The organism is Faecalibacter macacae (assembly GCF_003687725.1).
GTDB classification, from domain to species: domain Bacteria; phylum Bacteroidota; class Bacteroidia; order Flavobacteriales; family Weeksellaceae; genus Empedobacter; species Empedobacter macacae.
The window spans coordinates 99,341-114,665 of sequence record NZ_RDOJ01000004.1 but is presented as its reverse complement, the minus strand read 5'-3'; the positions used below and the strand labels follow the sequence as shown (position 1 = coordinate 114,665).

Sequence of the window (15,325 nt, the reverse complement as noted above, 5' to 3'; positions counted from 1 at the left end):
GTTCAATTAAGATTTTACGTTAAAATGTCCGAAATTAAAATCACCTCCACGACCAAACATTTCATCGTCTTTATCTTTACGTGTTTGATCTTCTAAAGGAAACTCTTTGCGTAATGGATGATAATCCATTTCATCTACATTCATGATTCGGATTAAATTCGGGTGACCAACAAAGTCAACACCATAGAAATCGAAACATTCACGTTCTAACCAATTGGCAGTTTCAAAAATCTTAGTAGCAGTAAAGATTTTTGGATCATTAATCGGAAGTGCAAATTTTAATCGAACATGTACACCTTTATACATATTATATAATAGATAAGTTACGACTAACTCTTCGTCTTGATGATTTGGATAATGAATCGCTGTTAAATCTGTTAAAAAATTAAAAGCCAATTGTTCATCATCTTTTAAATATTGAATAATCTTTAGATTAAATTCTCTATTTGCATGGATTATAAGAGCTCCGTGCTGCTCTTCCCAACCGTAGATTTGTTCTTGGAATTTTTGAACCAAACGGTCTTTGATAAAACTATTTTCCATCTCGTTTGATGTTCTTATTTGATTCCGTAACTCGCTAATAACTCTTGATACTCTTGACTACTACGACGACGAACACTTTCAGATTCTACTAAATCTTGTATTCTCATAATTCCGTCGATAATTGCTTCTGGTCTTGGAGGACAACCTGGTACATAAACATCTACCGGAATAACCTCATCGATTCCTTGTAAAACTGAATATGTATCGAAAACACCACCCGAACTTGCACAAGCACCAACTGCAATAACCCAACGAGGTTCTGCCATTTGAATATATACTTGTTTTAGAACTGGAGCCATTTTTTTAGAGATTGTTCCCATTACCATTAACAAGTCACATTGGCGAGGCGTAAATGCTAAACGCTCAGAACCAAAACGAGCCAAATCGTATGTAGATCCCATTGTTGCCATAAACTCAATACCACAACAACTTGTCGCAAAAGGCAGAGGCCAAATCGAATTTTTACGAGCCAATCCAACTACTTTTGATAATTGCATCGCCATAAATCCTTCGCCCTGATGTCCTTCTGGCATATCTACAATCTTTACGTTTGTATTATGCGTTACAGGTCTTTTATTATGTATCATTTTGTGATTTTTTTAAAGTGAATAGAATTCTATTTCTCCCAGTTTAATGCACCTTTTTTACGTGCATAAGCGTACATTAAGAAGAACAAACCAACGAATGTGACAACTGCTGCGAAACCTTCCCAACCAAGTTCCTTGAAGTTTGCTGCATATGGGTAAAAGAAAATCACCTCTACATCAAATAAGACAAATAATATTGCAACTAAGAAGTATTTAATTGCAAATGGTTGGCGAGCATTTCCTTGTTTCTCAATTCCTGATTCGAAGTTTTCTAATTTCTCATCTGTTTTACGTGAAGGACCCAATAAATGTGTCGCAACAATCGTAATCACAACAAATGCGAAAGCGCATATGAACAGGATTAAAATCGGAAGATAATTATATGATGTTTCCATATATAGAACATTTTTTTGTGGTTTTGAGTGCTAAAAATAATAATATTTATCTTAATTTAAAGCATTAAGACATTTTGATCCAAATAGTTAGTTTCTTTTTAAAATAAAATTCAATACTATTTATTCGTTACAGACAATTCCGTTAGGAATAAAAAAAAGAGCAAAACCGAAGTTCTGCTCTTTTACTCAAATTCAATATTTTATAATATTTGTAAGTTTTTTTTAACTATTTATTAAATTATTCAAGTATTCTAATGCTTGTTTCACATTTTTCACATTCTCGAACCTTAATAATAACGTTGGATATTCTTCGCCATTCTTCGGTGGTTTCTCTTTAAAACTAACATTTTTAGGATTAGCTTGAACGTTATTTAAAACCAATCTAAATTCCTCAGACTGATAAAATTCCGATTGTGGTTTACTGATAAAATATCCCAACATTGAACCCTTTTTCAGCACAACTTTTTCAAAACCTAATTTCTTCGAAATCCATTTTAATTCTACAGATAAAAGTAGATTTTCTGCTTCTGTAGGTAATTCACCAAAACGGTCAATTAAATTAGATCTGAACTTTTCTAAAGATGGTTTATCATCAATATCTGCTAACTCTTTATACAAGATTAAACGTTCTTCAGAACTTTCAATATAATCATCTGGAATCTGAACAGGTAAATCCGTATCAATTTGCACTTCTTTCACATATTCAGTAATCTGACCACTTCGTTCTTCTTCAAATAATTCTTTAAAATCAGTTTCTTTTAATTCTTCAATTGCTTCGTTCAAGATTTTCTGATAGGTTTCAAAACCAATATCCATCATAAATCCAGTTTGCTCTCCACCTAAAAGATTACCAGCACCACGAATTTCTAAATCTTTCATTGCGATATTAAACCCAGAACCTAAATCTGAAAATTGCTCAATTGCTTGCAAACGTTTACGCGCTTCGTCTGTTAAAACAGAAACCGGAGGAGCTACCAAATAACAAAACGCTTTACGGTTACTACGACCAACACGACCACGCATTTGGTGTAAATCGGCTAATCCGAAATTCTGTGCGTCGTTAATTAAAATCGTATTTGCATTGGGAACATCTAAACCAGATTCGATAATCGTTGTCGAAACAAAAACATCGTATCGGCCATCGATAAAATCTAATAGAACAGCTTCCAACTCTTTCCCTTCCATTTGTCCATGTCCAGTTGCAACACGCGCATCGGGAACCAAGCGTTGTACCATTCCGGCGATATCTTTTAAAGATTGTACACGATTATGAATGATATACACTTGTCCTCCACGTTGCATTTCGTACATTATTGCATCACGGAAAACTTCCTCGTTAAATCCAACCAATTGCGTTTCTACAGGCTGACGGTTTGGTGGAGGCGTTTTAATAACTGATAAATCACGAGCCGCCATTAATGAAAATTGAAGCGTACGCGGAATTGGCGTTGCTGTAAGCGTTAACGTATCAATATTCTCGCGAAGTGTTTTTAATTTATCTTTAACCGCTACGCCGAATTTATGTTCTTCGTCAATAATTAGTAAACCTAAATCTTTGTATTCCAATTTAGAATTTACCAATTGATGTGTTCCGATAATGATATCAACTTTCCCTGATTTGATACCATCTAAAGTGTCTTTTTTCTTTTTACCTGTTACGAATCGATTCAAATATGCAACAGTAACTGGAAGATCGTTTAAACGCTCTGAAAACGTTTTGAAATGCTGAAAAGCAAGTATTGTAGTCGGTACCAAAACAGCTACTTGTTTCCCATCAACAGCAGCTTTAAATGCTGCACGGATAGCAACCTCTGTTTTTCCGAAACCAACATCACCACAAACTAAACGATCCATTGGACGTTCAGATTCCATATCCGCTTTTACATCTTGTGTAGACTTGAACTGATCTGGTGTATCTTCGTAAATAAACGAAGCTTCTAATTCGGTTTGTAAATATGTATCAGGCGAAAAGGCAAATCCTTTCTTCGTTCTACGTTTTGCGTATAATTTTATTAAATCGAAAGCAATTTCTTTCACTTTCGCTTTCGTTTTATTCTTTAAGTTTTTCCAAGCTGGCGAACCTAATTTTGAGATTTTTGGTTCAGCTCCATCTTTTCCTCGGAACTTTGCAATCTTATGTAACGAATGGATATTTACGTACAGAATATCGTTATTTTGATAAATCAATTTAATCGATTCTTGCTTTGTTCCATTGTTATCAACTGTAACCAATCCTGCGAATTTTCCAACTCCGTAATCAATATGCGTTACAAAATCACCAACTTGAAGTGTGTTGATTTCTTTAAGTGTGATTGATTCTTTTTTGGAGAATGACGAACGAACATTGTATTTGTAATAACGTTCGAAAATTTGGTGATCCGTATAACAAGAAATCTGTAATTCTTCATCAATAAATCCTTGATAAAGCGAACCCAAAACTGGTATATACGAAACATCTTTGCCGATATCATCAAAGATTTCTTCAAAACGTTTTATCTGCGTTTCATTCGAACATAATAAAGCGCTTCGATAACCTTTTGCTTTATGCTCATTTAAATCATCAATTAATAAATCGAATTGTTTATTGAAAGATGGTTGTGGTTTAAATGGAGATTCTAAGGTGTCAACTGTTTCAAAATATGCTTTGTTAGCTAATTCAACAATTCCGAATTTAACCAACTGATGTAAAAATCCGTTCTGATCTAAGAATAAATCTTTCGGTTCAGCTCGTTTAATTTCAGATTTCAATCCAACATAAATCTCTTCCGCTTTCTCGAAATTCTTTTTAATTTGATTCGAAATAACCTCAATATTCTTCGTGATAAACAATGAATCCTTCGGAATATATTCTAAAAAACTTTCACGTTTTTCATCGATTGCTTTATTCTCTAAATTTGGAATAATTGTAATTTCCTTAGTCGTTGCAATTGAAAGTTGCGAATCAATATCGAACGTACGAATTGTTTCAACCTCATCACCAAAAAGAGAAATACGGTAAGGATGTTCACCCGAAAAAGAGAAAACATCGATAATTCCTCCACGAATTGAAAACTCGCCAGGCTCTGATACAAAATCAACTTTATTGAAATTGTATTCGAATAACATATCCGTTATAAACTCAATTCCAAGTTCAGTTCCTACTTTTACTTTTAGAGTATTCGCTGATAAAGCTGTTTTTGTAACTACTTTTTCAAGCAACGCATCAGCATAAGTCACTATAATTTTCGCCTTTTTGTTCGCTAAAGCGTTTAAAACTTCAGTACGAATAACCACATTTGCATTTTGTACTTCTTCAATCTCGTAAGGTCTACGATACGAACTTGGAAAGAATAATACTTCTTCTTTTGAAAAAAGGGATTCTAAATCGTTAAGATAATATGCAGCTTCTTCCTTATCGTCTAAAAGTAAGAAAATTGGTCGTGGTAAACGCTGGTAAAGTTGAGCAGTTAATAAACTTAATCCAGATCCTAAATATCCTTTGATATTTAATTTTTGATGTGGATTATCCTTAAAATTGGCAATAAGCTTCTGTACGAATTCTGAAGAATCGTATAAGCTCAGGACATTATGAATTGTTTTTTGTTCCAAAGTAGAACAAAGATAATGAAACTATATTTTTTTAAGAAAAAGATTGAAGATTAGCAATTTGTTAAATAAAAAAGGAAATCCGAAGACTTCCTTTAAATTTTATTTTACTGAATCTACTTTGATTGTATCTACTGTAGCAGCTTTTTCCTTAATATCATAAGAATACCCTACCACTTTAGGATGTTTTTTAATCGATTTAATTTTAAAAGTTTCTGTTCCAGTCCCTGTTGCATATTCTACATCATATGTTGATACATAAACAACTTGTCCACTATCGTCTTCTTCTTTCACATCTTTTAAGTTGAAAATATCAATTTTACCATATTTTCCTTGAGCTTCTTTAATTTGCTCTTCTGTTACACCTTCAATAACGTATTTTAACGAATCTTGTATAGTTTCACGGTATTTAAATACATCTAAAGCAGGTCGCTCAATTTGGTATTTTTGTAATTCTCCTTTCTTTTTCCCACTACAAGACGCTAATCCAAATGCAGAAACTACTGCTACTCCTAATAATAGTTTATTCATATTCATAATTGTTAATTTTTTGTGATTTTGACAGAATCTAATATAAACATTTTTTTAACTATATGTTAATTATTTAACTAAATTTCAATGAATTAAAAAAAGCGCATCAATACTGATGCGCTTGCTATTTTATCTTAATATTTATTGATTTTATATCTCAACTTTCACATAAAAACCTTCGTGACCACGAACATTAAACACTGTATTATCTTCAAAAATTAAATATTGACCTTTAATTCCTTTTAAAACGCCTTCGATTTCTAGCAATTTTTTCAGATTAGTTGATTTTACTTTTGCAGGATATTCTAAAACAGGATAATCTAATTTATAAACCTCAGGCTCTTCCACTAAAAATTGACGGAAATCTGGATTTACATTTTCCTTTACAATTTCAAATTGTTCGTACAGATTAATATCTGGCACATCATTTTTCAACATACGTTGCCAATTCGTTTTATCTGCCATCACTCCTTTTAAAGAAACCTCTATCATACCAGCTTCGTAACGATTATTGGTACGCGCAATTACAATTGCTTCAGAAGCACCTTGATCTATCCAACGTGTAGGAATTTGGGTTTCGCGCGTTACTCCTACTTTTATTCCTGAAGAATTTGCTAAATAAACGATATGAGGTTGTAATTCGAACTTTTTCTCCCATTCCAAATCACGTTGCTCAATTCCTAAATGTGCAGTTGATAATTCTGGACTAATAATGCTTGGATTAGCTTCTGGCAAGGTGAAAAAACAATTTTTACAGTATCCCATTTGATAAATTTCTTTATCCTGATCACATCCTAAACACTCATAATGATCAAAAGAAACCTTGATTTTCTTCCCTAAAAGACGATTCATTGTTACAAAATCGTGTTTAAAATCCCAGTAATATTTTACCGGATTTCCATTTTCAGTAATCATTTTACGAATTTGCCCTTCAAACTGCATATCTTATCAAAGTTTAATTAAATTTGTGAGTAAATCTACAAATTTTTTTAAAGAATGGGATTAGTTAATAAGATCATGGAAATAATGATGCGCAGTCGTATGAACGCGATTGAAGATAGCATCAAAAATCCAGTTGGTACGCAAGAACGTGTCTTATTTGATAACATTAAAAAAGCTAAACATACCATATATGGACGTGAGTTTGGATTTAATGAAGCGACAACAATTCAGAAATTCCAAAATCAAGTTCCAGCAGTTCATTATGAAGATTTTGAACCTTATATCGAGCTTGCTCGTAAAGGTGAAAAAGATGTAACATGGAATGGAAAAATCAAATGGTTTGCTAAATCTTCTGGTACGACAAATGCCAAAAGTAAATTTATTCCGATCAGTAATGAATCATTAGAAGATTGTCATTACGCAGCCGGAAAAACCATGTTTGCTTTATATTTAAACGCTAATCCTGAAACAGAAATTTTCATAAACAAAAACCTTCGTATTGGAGGTAGTAGTGAATTATTTCAAAAATATGAAACGCGTTTTGGGGATTTATCAGCAATATTAATTGATAATTTGCCATTTTATGCTGAAATGAAAAACATTCCGAATCGTGAGATTTCGTTAATGTCAGATTGGGCACAAAAAATGGATGCTATTATCAATGCTACAAAAAATGAAAGTGTAGGTTCGTTAACTGGTGTGCCGTCTTGGATGTTGGTTGTGTTAAACAAAATGTTAACCGACACAGGAAAGTCTAACGTCCATGAATTATGGCCAAACCTAGAAGTTTTCTTCCACGGTGGAATCAGTTTTACGCCATACGCCGAGAATTACAATTTAATTACAGGTAAAAAAATTAATTACTTCGAGTTATATAATGCTTCGGAAGGATTCTTCGGAATTCAAGATCAATTGAACGAAAAAGACATGTTACTTTTATTGGATAACGGAATCTTTTATGAGTTTGTTCCAATGGAAGAATTTGGTTCTGAAAACACACGTTATTTAACTATTGGGGAAGTTGAAGTTGGTAAAAATTATGCCATGGTAATTACTACAAATGGTGGTTTGTGGCGTTATATTATTGGTGACACCGTTAAATTTACTTCTACAAATCCACATCGTATTGTTGTAACTGGTCGAACAAAACATCATATTAATGTTTTTGGTGAAGAATTAATGATTGATAATGCAGAAGCTGCTTTAAAACGTGCTTGCGATAAAACCAATGCTATTGTTTCTGAATACAGTGCTGGACCAGTTTTTATGCAAGGAAAAGAGAAAGGTGCGCATGAATGGATTATAGAATTTGATCGTGAACCAACAAATTTTGAAGAATTTGTGGATTTTTTAGACAAAAGTTTACAAGAAATCAATTCGGATTACGAAGCTAAACGATATAACAATATGACTTTGAATCGTCCGATTGTACATCAAGCGAAACCAAAATTATTTATCGAATGGATGGCTTCTCGTGGTAAATTAGGTGGACAAAATAAAGTTCCAAGATTATCTAATACAAGAGAGTTCATCGAACCTTTGATTGCTTTAAATCAAACAAATTTCTAATATTTACAAAGGCTATAATTATTTATAGCCTTTTTCTTTTAGTCCAAATATTGTCGCTATCTTTAATACAACCGAAACAACAGACAATGACAAACTCTAATTCATATCTACATAAATTTCATCAGATTGTTGAAAACAAATTTCAGATTTACAACAGTCTATTTATGAGTCTACCTTACGAAAAGATGGAAAACATTGGAACACTAATTCCTTTTCTGTATAACGAAAGTAAAAATGGCTTTCCCGAGGGTAAAACTCCTCAAGAAATCATCGACGGTTTCTTCGATAAATACACTTCTTTACAAACGGAAGAACAACGAATTGATTTAATGTTTCGAATGATTCAATACATCGAAAGACAAGTCGTTTTATTCGATTCGATAGAAGACGCAGCGTTCTCTTCTTTGCATCCAGAACATGAAAAAGGAAGTCTTACCAACATTATACAAATCGCAAAACAAAATGGAAAGATTGAAGAAGTAAAACAAAAACTAGAAGATCTTTCGACTCGAGTCGTTTTTACAGCGCATCCAACGCAATTTTACCCAACGCATGTACAACAAATTATTCAAGATTTACGAGATGCGATTCAGCGAGATTCCATTTCAACAATTGATTCGTTGTTGCAACAATTAGGTAAAACACCATTTATCAATACAGAAAAGCCAACGCCATACGACGAGGCTCTTTCTATTATTTACTATTTAAGAAATGTGTATTATCAAACAGTTGGACGATTAAATAATGAAATCAATGCATTATTTATTGATGAAGATAAATCAAACGACAAACCTTTTATACAATTAGGTTTTTGGCCAGGCGGAGATCGTGATGGAAATCCTTTTGTAACGGCAGATATAACACAAAAAGTAGCAAATGAGTTAAGAACAAGTATTCTTAAAAATTATTACAATCATTTAAAACTGGTTCGTCGTCGTTTAACGTTTAAACATATTGCTGAGCCTTTACAACAAGTAAATGATTTAATTTATCATGAAATGTTTGCTGAAAAAGGTTCGATTCAGATCGAAGATTTATTAAACCCTTTAAATCAAATCAGAACAACATTAATCGAAAAACACAATGGAATATTCTTAGATATTTTAGATGATTTTATTGGTCGAGTTCGATTATTTGGGTTACATTTTGCTTCGTTAGATATTCGTCAAGATTCTAGAATTCATCAAAAAGTAATTGAAACTATCGTTCAACATTATACCGGAATTTCAACAAAAGATTTGAATGATGAAGAACGAATCGAGTTATTAACAAATCCATCATTTACAGCTAAAGCTGAAGATTTTGATGATGAAATGGTTGTTGATACTCTTAAGAATGTTTACCAATTAAAAGAAATTCAACGTCAAAATGGAGAACTAGGTGTTCATCGCTACATCATTTCAAATTCTGAATCAATTTTTGATGTTTTAAATGTGTATGCGCTATTCCGTTTTTGCAATTATCAACATGATGAAATTAAGTTTGATATCATGCCACTTTTCGAAACGATACATGGATTAGCTGAAGCTGAAAATACAATGAATCGATTGTATAATTTACCCATTTATGCTGAACATCTTGATCGAAGAAATCATTATCAAAGCATCATGTTAGGATTTTCTGACGGAACAAAAGATGGCGGTTATATTAAAGCCAATTGGGAAATTTACAGAACAAAAGAAATCTTAACGAAGGTCTCTGATCAAAATAATATTAAAGTCATTTTCTTTGATGGTCGTGGTGGACCTCCTGCTCGTGGCGGAGGAAAAACACACGAATTTTATGCTTCTCAAGGAAAAACGATTGCAAATCATCAGATTCAATTGACGATTCAAGGGCAAACTATTACTTCAAATTATGGAGCAATTCCGCAGGCAAAACATAATTTCGAACAATTATTTTCAGCCGGAATTTATTCAGATATTTTCGCTTCTGAACAAAGTTCAATTTCAGAACAGGAAAGAAATTTAATTGAAGAATTAGCTGAAATTTCTTATCAAAAATATGAAGATTTAAAAGCGCATCCTTCTTTTTTACCCTATTTAGAGAATATGAGCACATTGAAATATTATGGAAAAACGAATATAGGAAGCCGTCCAAGCAAACGTGGAGGAGACAAAAAATTAGAATTTAATGATTTGCGAGCAATTCCGTTTGTAGGTTCTTGGAGCCAATTAAAACAAAATATTCCGGGATATTTTGGTGTTGGAACTGCGATTGCAACTTTAGCAAACCAGGGAAGAATTGAAGAAGTAAAAGATTTATTTAAAACATCTGCTTTTTTCAGAACATTGATTCAGAATAGTATGATGGCGATGCAAAAAACATATTTCCCATTAACTTCGTATATGAAAGATGATATAAAATATGGTGAATTTTGGAATATTCTGTTTGATGAATTCAACCTTTCTAAAGAGATGACTTTATCTATTTCTGGATATGAAACTTTGATGGCAGATGAACCATTGAATAAGGCATCTGTTTTGATGCGCGAAAAAATAGTTTTACCACTTTTAGCCATTCAACAATATGCTTTGGATAAAATTCATCACGAAAGTGAATTAAAAACTGAATACGAGCAAATGGTTACGCGTTCACTTTTCGGAAACATTAATGCGAGTCGAAATTCGGCATAAAATATCGTAAATTTGTTTCGATGGAAAGAATCATTTTAGGTATTGATCCTGGAACAAATGTTTTGGGTTATGGTTTGATAAAAGTACAAGGAAACAAAATTTCGTTAATTGCTTTAGGTGAATTGTTATTGAATAAATTACCCAATCAAGAAATGAAATTGAAACGTATTTTTGAAAAAATTATCATGCTAATCGATGAATATCATCCAGACGAATTAGCTATCGAAGCGCCTTTCTTAGGACAAAATGCACAATCTATGTTGAAATTAGGTCGTGCGCAAGGCGTTTGTATTGCGGCTTGTTTATCAAGAGAAATTCCGTCTACAGAATACGCACCTAAAAAAATAAAAATGGCTATTACAGGAAACGGAAACGCATCAAAAGAACAAGTTGCCGGAATGTTGCAGCATTTGGTTAATTTGAAAGAATTACCAAAACGTTTAGATGCAACCGATGGTTTAGCTGCAGCAGTTTGTCATTACTTAAATTCTGGAAACAAAATAACACAACAAAAATCTTATTCGGGTTGGGATTCATTTGTAAAAGCAAATCCAAATCGAACAAAATAATATATTTGTACTAAGTTTTTAAAACATACTATATTAGAATTAATTTCTATGAAAAAGATATTTTTAATGGCTCTTGTAGCCTCTGCTATGATTACTTCTTGTAAAGATGAAGGTGCAGCGAATAACAATGCTATTACTGAAATTGTTTCAGGATTTGAACAAAAACAATATAAATTAGGAGATAAAATCAACATTGATTTTTCTGCTTTAGAAGGAGTTGATAATGTAAGAATTACAATTGACGGAAAAGATGTTCCTAATGGTTCTACTATTTCAAATGAAGTAGTTGGTTTAGGAAATCATTCTATTTTTATTGAGTTCTTAAAAGATACTGAAGTTAAAAATTCAAGAGAATTTACATTTATTGTTTTTGGAAACGAAGCTGCAGCAACTTGGACTTACGAATTAGTAAATACTTACCCACACGATAACAAATATTTTACACAAGGTTTCTATTATAAGGATGGAAACATTTACGAAGGAACGGGATTACGCAACGAAACTTATTTAGCAAAATATAAATTAGGTGATGCTAAAGCGAGTAAAGAATATAAAGTTGTTGAAAACGTTTTTGGTGAGGGAATTACTGAATTAAATGGAAACATTTACCAATTAACTTGGCAAGACAGAACGATTTTGAAATACGATCAAGAGTTTAACAAAATTGAACAAATAAATATGCCAGGCGAAATAATGGAAGGTTGGGGAATTACAACAGTTGGTGACCAATTAGCCGTTTCTGAAGGTACACAACGAATTCATTTTTTTGATTCTAATTTTAAATACTTGCGTACAATTCAGGCCGTTGATAGCCAAAATGTATATTTAAAATTAAATGAGTTAGAATATAAAGATGGATTAATCTATGCAAATGTTTACGAAACGGGAACGATTTTAGCGATTGATCCTACTTCTGGTCAAGTAAAAGCTAAATTAGATTTAAGCGAATTTAAAACGAAGCAAACAGGTCCACAAGCAGATGTACTAAACGGTATTGCCTTTAAAGGTGAAAACATGTTAGTAACTGGTAAAAAATGGGATAATATTTACGAGATTAAAATCAAGAAATAATATATAAAAAGAAAGCCTTGCAATAGCAAGGCTTTCTTTTTACCACAAATAAAAATTCACACTGCAAATAGAATTCTTATTATTCAAAAATCATCTAAAAAATTATAGTAATACTTTACTTTTATTCCCAAAAATGGTCATTCCAATCTGCATTAGTTGGTAGTTGACCTAAAGCTTCGTTAATAGCTTTTAATTGTTTCTGAGTCGCTATATTTTCAATTTCGGACAAGATATTTTTCTCTTCGAAACGAATGTGTAAATCTAACTCCTCTTCGATATAAATTAAATTCTTCATCGGATTAGTTCCGATTTTGAATAATCTTCTTAATCTTCTGTGCTCTTTTAAAGCACGCTTTACTAAATAATTATCCTCGCTTAAAATTGTAAACAATAACTTCTCCTCTATTTCCATTTTAGGAAACAATACATTTTCACCATACCAATTAACATAAGCTACAATTCGGTCTATATCCACATCACGATCAATTCCTGTTCTAATATTCCAACAAAAGAATAAAGTTTTGTGATGTTTAGAACATGCTTCGTATATCGTCTGATTAAGAGATGTAGAAAAACTTAATTTAGTTGAACTCTGTATTTCGGTAAGTAGTTTCATAATGAAAATCTATTATTCGGATATTTTTGTCTTATTTAATTATAAATTTTTTTTAATGTTTTAGAAATGCTAAACCGTTATCTATATCATCAATCAAATCATTCATTGATGTTACTTCTAACATTTTTTGCAAATCTTTACGAACCATAAAAATTCGTTTGTGTAAAGCACATGGTCTGGCAGCATCACATTCATTAAGTCCTAAAACACAACTATGGTATAATCCATCGCCATCTATTGCTTTTATAATGTGTACTAACTTAACTTCTGCTAAAGTAGTTGGATCCATTTCAAATCCCCCCATTTTACCTTTTACAGAGCTAATAATCCCACTCTTTACTAGTTCTTGTAAAATCTTAGCTGTATATGCTTCTGGCGAATTAATAGATGTAGCAATTTGCTTCAAATTTACACGATTTCCACCGATAGATTCGCGAGCGATAAAAATACTCGCCTTAATACCATATTCGCATGCTTTTGAAAACATTAGCTCTTTCTCTTGTTTAATTTTACTTAGCAAATATAGTCAATATTTTAAATCGGACAAATTTATCTATATTAATTTTTAAAAATAAAAAAACCACCTCAATAGAGGTGGTTTAAATTTATTTAAAGAGAAATATTAATCTTCATCTTCATCTAAATCCGCATCTTTAACAGCGTTACGAGAAGTACGGATAGCAACAACTACTGCATTGTCTGGGTGAGCAAATGTATAGTTTTCGTTCTTTAAAGACTCAATGTACATTTTGTGTCCAATTCTCATTGGAGTAATGTCAATTTCGATTTCGTTTGGTAAGTTAGCTGGAATAGCACGAACTTTAACTTTACGCATGTTGAAACGTAAAACCCCTCCGGCAACTAAACCACGAGCACGTCCTACTAAACGAACTGGAACTTCCATAGTAACTGGTTTGTTCTCGTCTAATTGGTAGAAATCAGCGTGGATGATACGATCTGTAACTGGATGGAATTGGATATCTTGTAAGATAGCCTCAAATTTAGTTCCGTCAGTTAACTCGATAGTTACTGTGTGTGCTTCTGGAGTATAAACTAATCCTTTGAATGCTTTTTCGTCTGCAGAAAATGCAACTGGCTCAGATCCACCGTAGATCACACAAGGTACTTGTTCAGCATTACGTAAGGCACGTGTAGCAACTTTACCTACGTTTTCTCTTTTTACACCTTGAATTGTAATAGATTTCATAATAAAATTATATATAAAAATTAATATTTATTTTAGTTAATCAATTAGATAACAAAACGTTGACTAATTGATTTATTGCTATGTACTAGATGCATAACATCAGCAAAAAGCGGAGCGCAAGATAATACTTTTATTTTACTTACACTAGTATTTTTTAATGGAATACTGTCAGTTACAGCAATTTCTGTTAATAAAGACTCGTCTAAACGTTCAAAAGCTGGTCCAGATAATATACCATGTGTTGCAATTGCACGTACTGATAATGCACCTTTAGACATGATTAACTCAGCAGCTTTAGCTAAAGTTCCGGCAGTATCAATCATATCATCTACTAAGATTACATTTTTACCTTCAACGTCTCCAATTAACATCATGCTATCTACTTGATTCGCCTTTTTACGCTCTTTATGACAAATTACGATATCTGCGTTTAAATGCTTAGCATAAGTATTTGCGCGTTTTGCACCTCCCATGTCAGGAGAAGCTATACATAAATTATCTAATTTTAAACCATTGATATAATCAACAAAAATTGTAGAAGCGAATAAATGATCAACAGGAATCTCAAAAAATCCTTGAATTTGATCAGCATGTAAATCCATTGTCATTACACGTGTTGCACCAGCAGACATTAACATTTTTGCAACTAACTTTGCTCCGATTGGAACACGAGGAGCATCTTTACGATCTTGACGAGCAAATCCGTAGTAAGGAATTACTGCTGTAATAGATTTTGCAGATGCACGTTTAGCAGCATCACACATTAATAATAACTCCATTAAGTTATCTGTTGGCTGGTGTGTAGAACCAATTAAAAAAACTCGTCCACCACGAATTGGTTGTTCGAAAGCTGGCGTAAATTCACCATCGCTGAATTCAACGATTTTTAAATTACCTAATTCTTGACCATAGTGGTCTGCGATTTTAGTGGCTAATTCTTGAGAACCACGTGTTGAAAAAAGAAATGCAGATTGTTCCATTGTTTGTTTTGGGAATATTTGTGCAAAAATACTATTAATTTTCGTTTCGATAAACCAAATAATTATTAAATATAATCACAATTTAAGTTTAATA

14 protein-coding genes are annotated in these 15,325 nt (G+C 32.4%); 4 read left to right on the top strand and 10 right to left on the bottom strand.

Annotated features, from left to right (window positions below; genetic code table 11):
• Positions 1-6 precede the first annotated feature (6 nt).
• The 6 genes from EAH69_RS04355 to EAH69_RS04330 all read right to left on the bottom strand — a co-directional run bounded on the left by EAH69_RS04355 (position 7) and on the right by EAH69_RS04330 (position 6,583).
• Positions 7-543: an NADH-quinone oxidoreductase subunit C gene (locus tag EAH69_RS04355; protein ID WP_121933966.1), complete on the bottom strand. Its 537-nt coding sequence runs from the start codon at positions 541-543 to the stop codon at positions 7-9.
• A 14-nt stretch (positions 544-557) separates the two neighbouring features.
• The gene (locus EAH69_RS04350) at positions 558-1,130 is read right to left on the bottom strand and encodes an NADH-quinone oxidoreductase subunit B (protein ID WP_121933965.1); all 573 of its coding nucleotides are present in this window, start codon (positions 1,128-1,130) and stop codon (positions 558-560) included.
• A 29-nt stretch (positions 1,131-1,159) separates the two neighbouring features.
• Positions 1,160-1,525 carry an NADH-quinone oxidoreductase subunit A gene (locus EAH69_RS04345; protein WP_121933964.1) on the bottom strand — a complete coding sequence of 122 codons (366 nt, stop codon included), beginning with the start codon at positions 1,523-1,525 and terminating at the stop codon, positions 1,160-1,162.
• Between the two features lie 222 nt (positions 1,526-1,747).
• Entirely contained in the window at positions 1,748-5,113 is a 3,366-nt protein-coding gene (mfd, locus tag EAH69_RS04340) for a transcription-repair coupling factor (protein ID WP_121933963.1), read from the bottom strand.
• Between the two features lie 99 nt (positions 5,114-5,212).
• Positions 5,213-5,641 carry a hypothetical protein gene (locus tag EAH69_RS04335; protein ID WP_147439084.1) on the bottom strand — a complete coding sequence of 143 codons (429 nt, stop codon included), beginning with the start codon at positions 5,639-5,641 and terminating at the stop codon, positions 5,213-5,215.
• A 150-nt stretch (positions 5,642-5,791) separates the two neighbouring features.
• Positions 5,792-6,583, bottom strand: coding sequence for a DUF2797 domain-containing protein (locus EAH69_RS04330; protein ID WP_121933961.1), 792 nt, complete (start codon positions 6,581-6,583; stop codon positions 5,792-5,794).
• 54 nt (positions 6,584-6,637) lie between these two features.
• On the opposite strand from EAH69_RS04330, the gene EAH69_RS04325 reads away from it, so the two are divergent.
• The 4 genes from EAH69_RS04325 (at position 6,638) to EAH69_RS04310 (ending at position 12,428) form a co-directional block, all read left to right on the top strand.
• A complete protein-coding gene (locus EAH69_RS04325) occupies positions 6,638-8,152 on the top strand; it encodes a GH3 auxin-responsive promoter family protein (RefSeq protein WP_230466702.1) in 1,515 nt (504 codons plus the stop codon).
• A gap of 86 nt (positions 8,153-8,238) precedes the next feature.
• Entirely contained in the window at positions 8,239-10,788 is a 2,550-nt protein-coding gene (locus tag EAH69_RS04320; RefSeq protein WP_121933960.1) for a phosphoenolpyruvate carboxylase, read from the top strand.
• Between the two features lie 20 nt (positions 10,789-10,808).
• Positions 10,809-11,357, top strand: a complete 549-nt coding sequence (gene ruvC, locus EAH69_RS04315) for a crossover junction endodeoxyribonuclease RuvC (protein ID WP_121933959.1) — start codon at positions 10,809-10,811, stop codon at positions 11,355-11,357.
• A gap of 48 nt (positions 11,358-11,405) precedes the next feature.
• Positions 11,406-12,428, top strand: a complete 1,023-nt coding sequence (locus EAH69_RS04310) for a glutaminyl-peptide cyclotransferase (RefSeq protein ID WP_121933958.1) — start codon at positions 11,406-11,408, stop codon at positions 12,426-12,428.
• Positions 12,429-12,549: 121 nt separating this feature from the next.
• Here EAH69_RS04310 and EAH69_RS04305 read toward each other — a convergent pair whose 3' ends face one another.
• The 4 genes from EAH69_RS04305 to EAH69_RS04290 form a co-directional block, all read right to left on the bottom strand.
• Positions 12,550-13,044, bottom strand: coding sequence for a hemerythrin domain-containing protein (locus EAH69_RS04305; protein ID WP_121933957.1), 495 nt, complete (start codon positions 13,042-13,044; stop codon positions 12,550-12,552).
• A gap of 52 nt (positions 13,045-13,096) precedes the next feature.
• Complete coding sequence (locus tag EAH69_RS04300) at positions 13,097-13,531, bottom strand: RrF2 family transcriptional regulator (RefSeq protein WP_121933956.1); 435 nt, start codon at positions 13,529-13,531, stop codon at positions 13,097-13,099.
• A 135-nt stretch (positions 13,532-13,666) separates the two neighbouring features.
• Positions 13,667-14,251, bottom strand: a complete 585-nt coding sequence (locus tag EAH69_RS04295; protein WP_121933955.1) for a 50S ribosomal protein L25/general stress protein Ctc — start codon at positions 14,249-14,251, stop codon at positions 13,667-13,669.
• A gap of 44 nt (positions 14,252-14,295) precedes the next feature.
• Positions 14,296-15,231 carry a ribose-phosphate pyrophosphokinase gene (locus tag EAH69_RS04290; protein WP_121933954.1) on the bottom strand — a complete coding sequence of 312 codons (936 nt, stop codon included), beginning with the start codon at positions 15,229-15,231 and terminating at the stop codon, positions 14,296-14,298.
• Positions 15,232-15,325 lie beyond the last annotated feature (94 nt).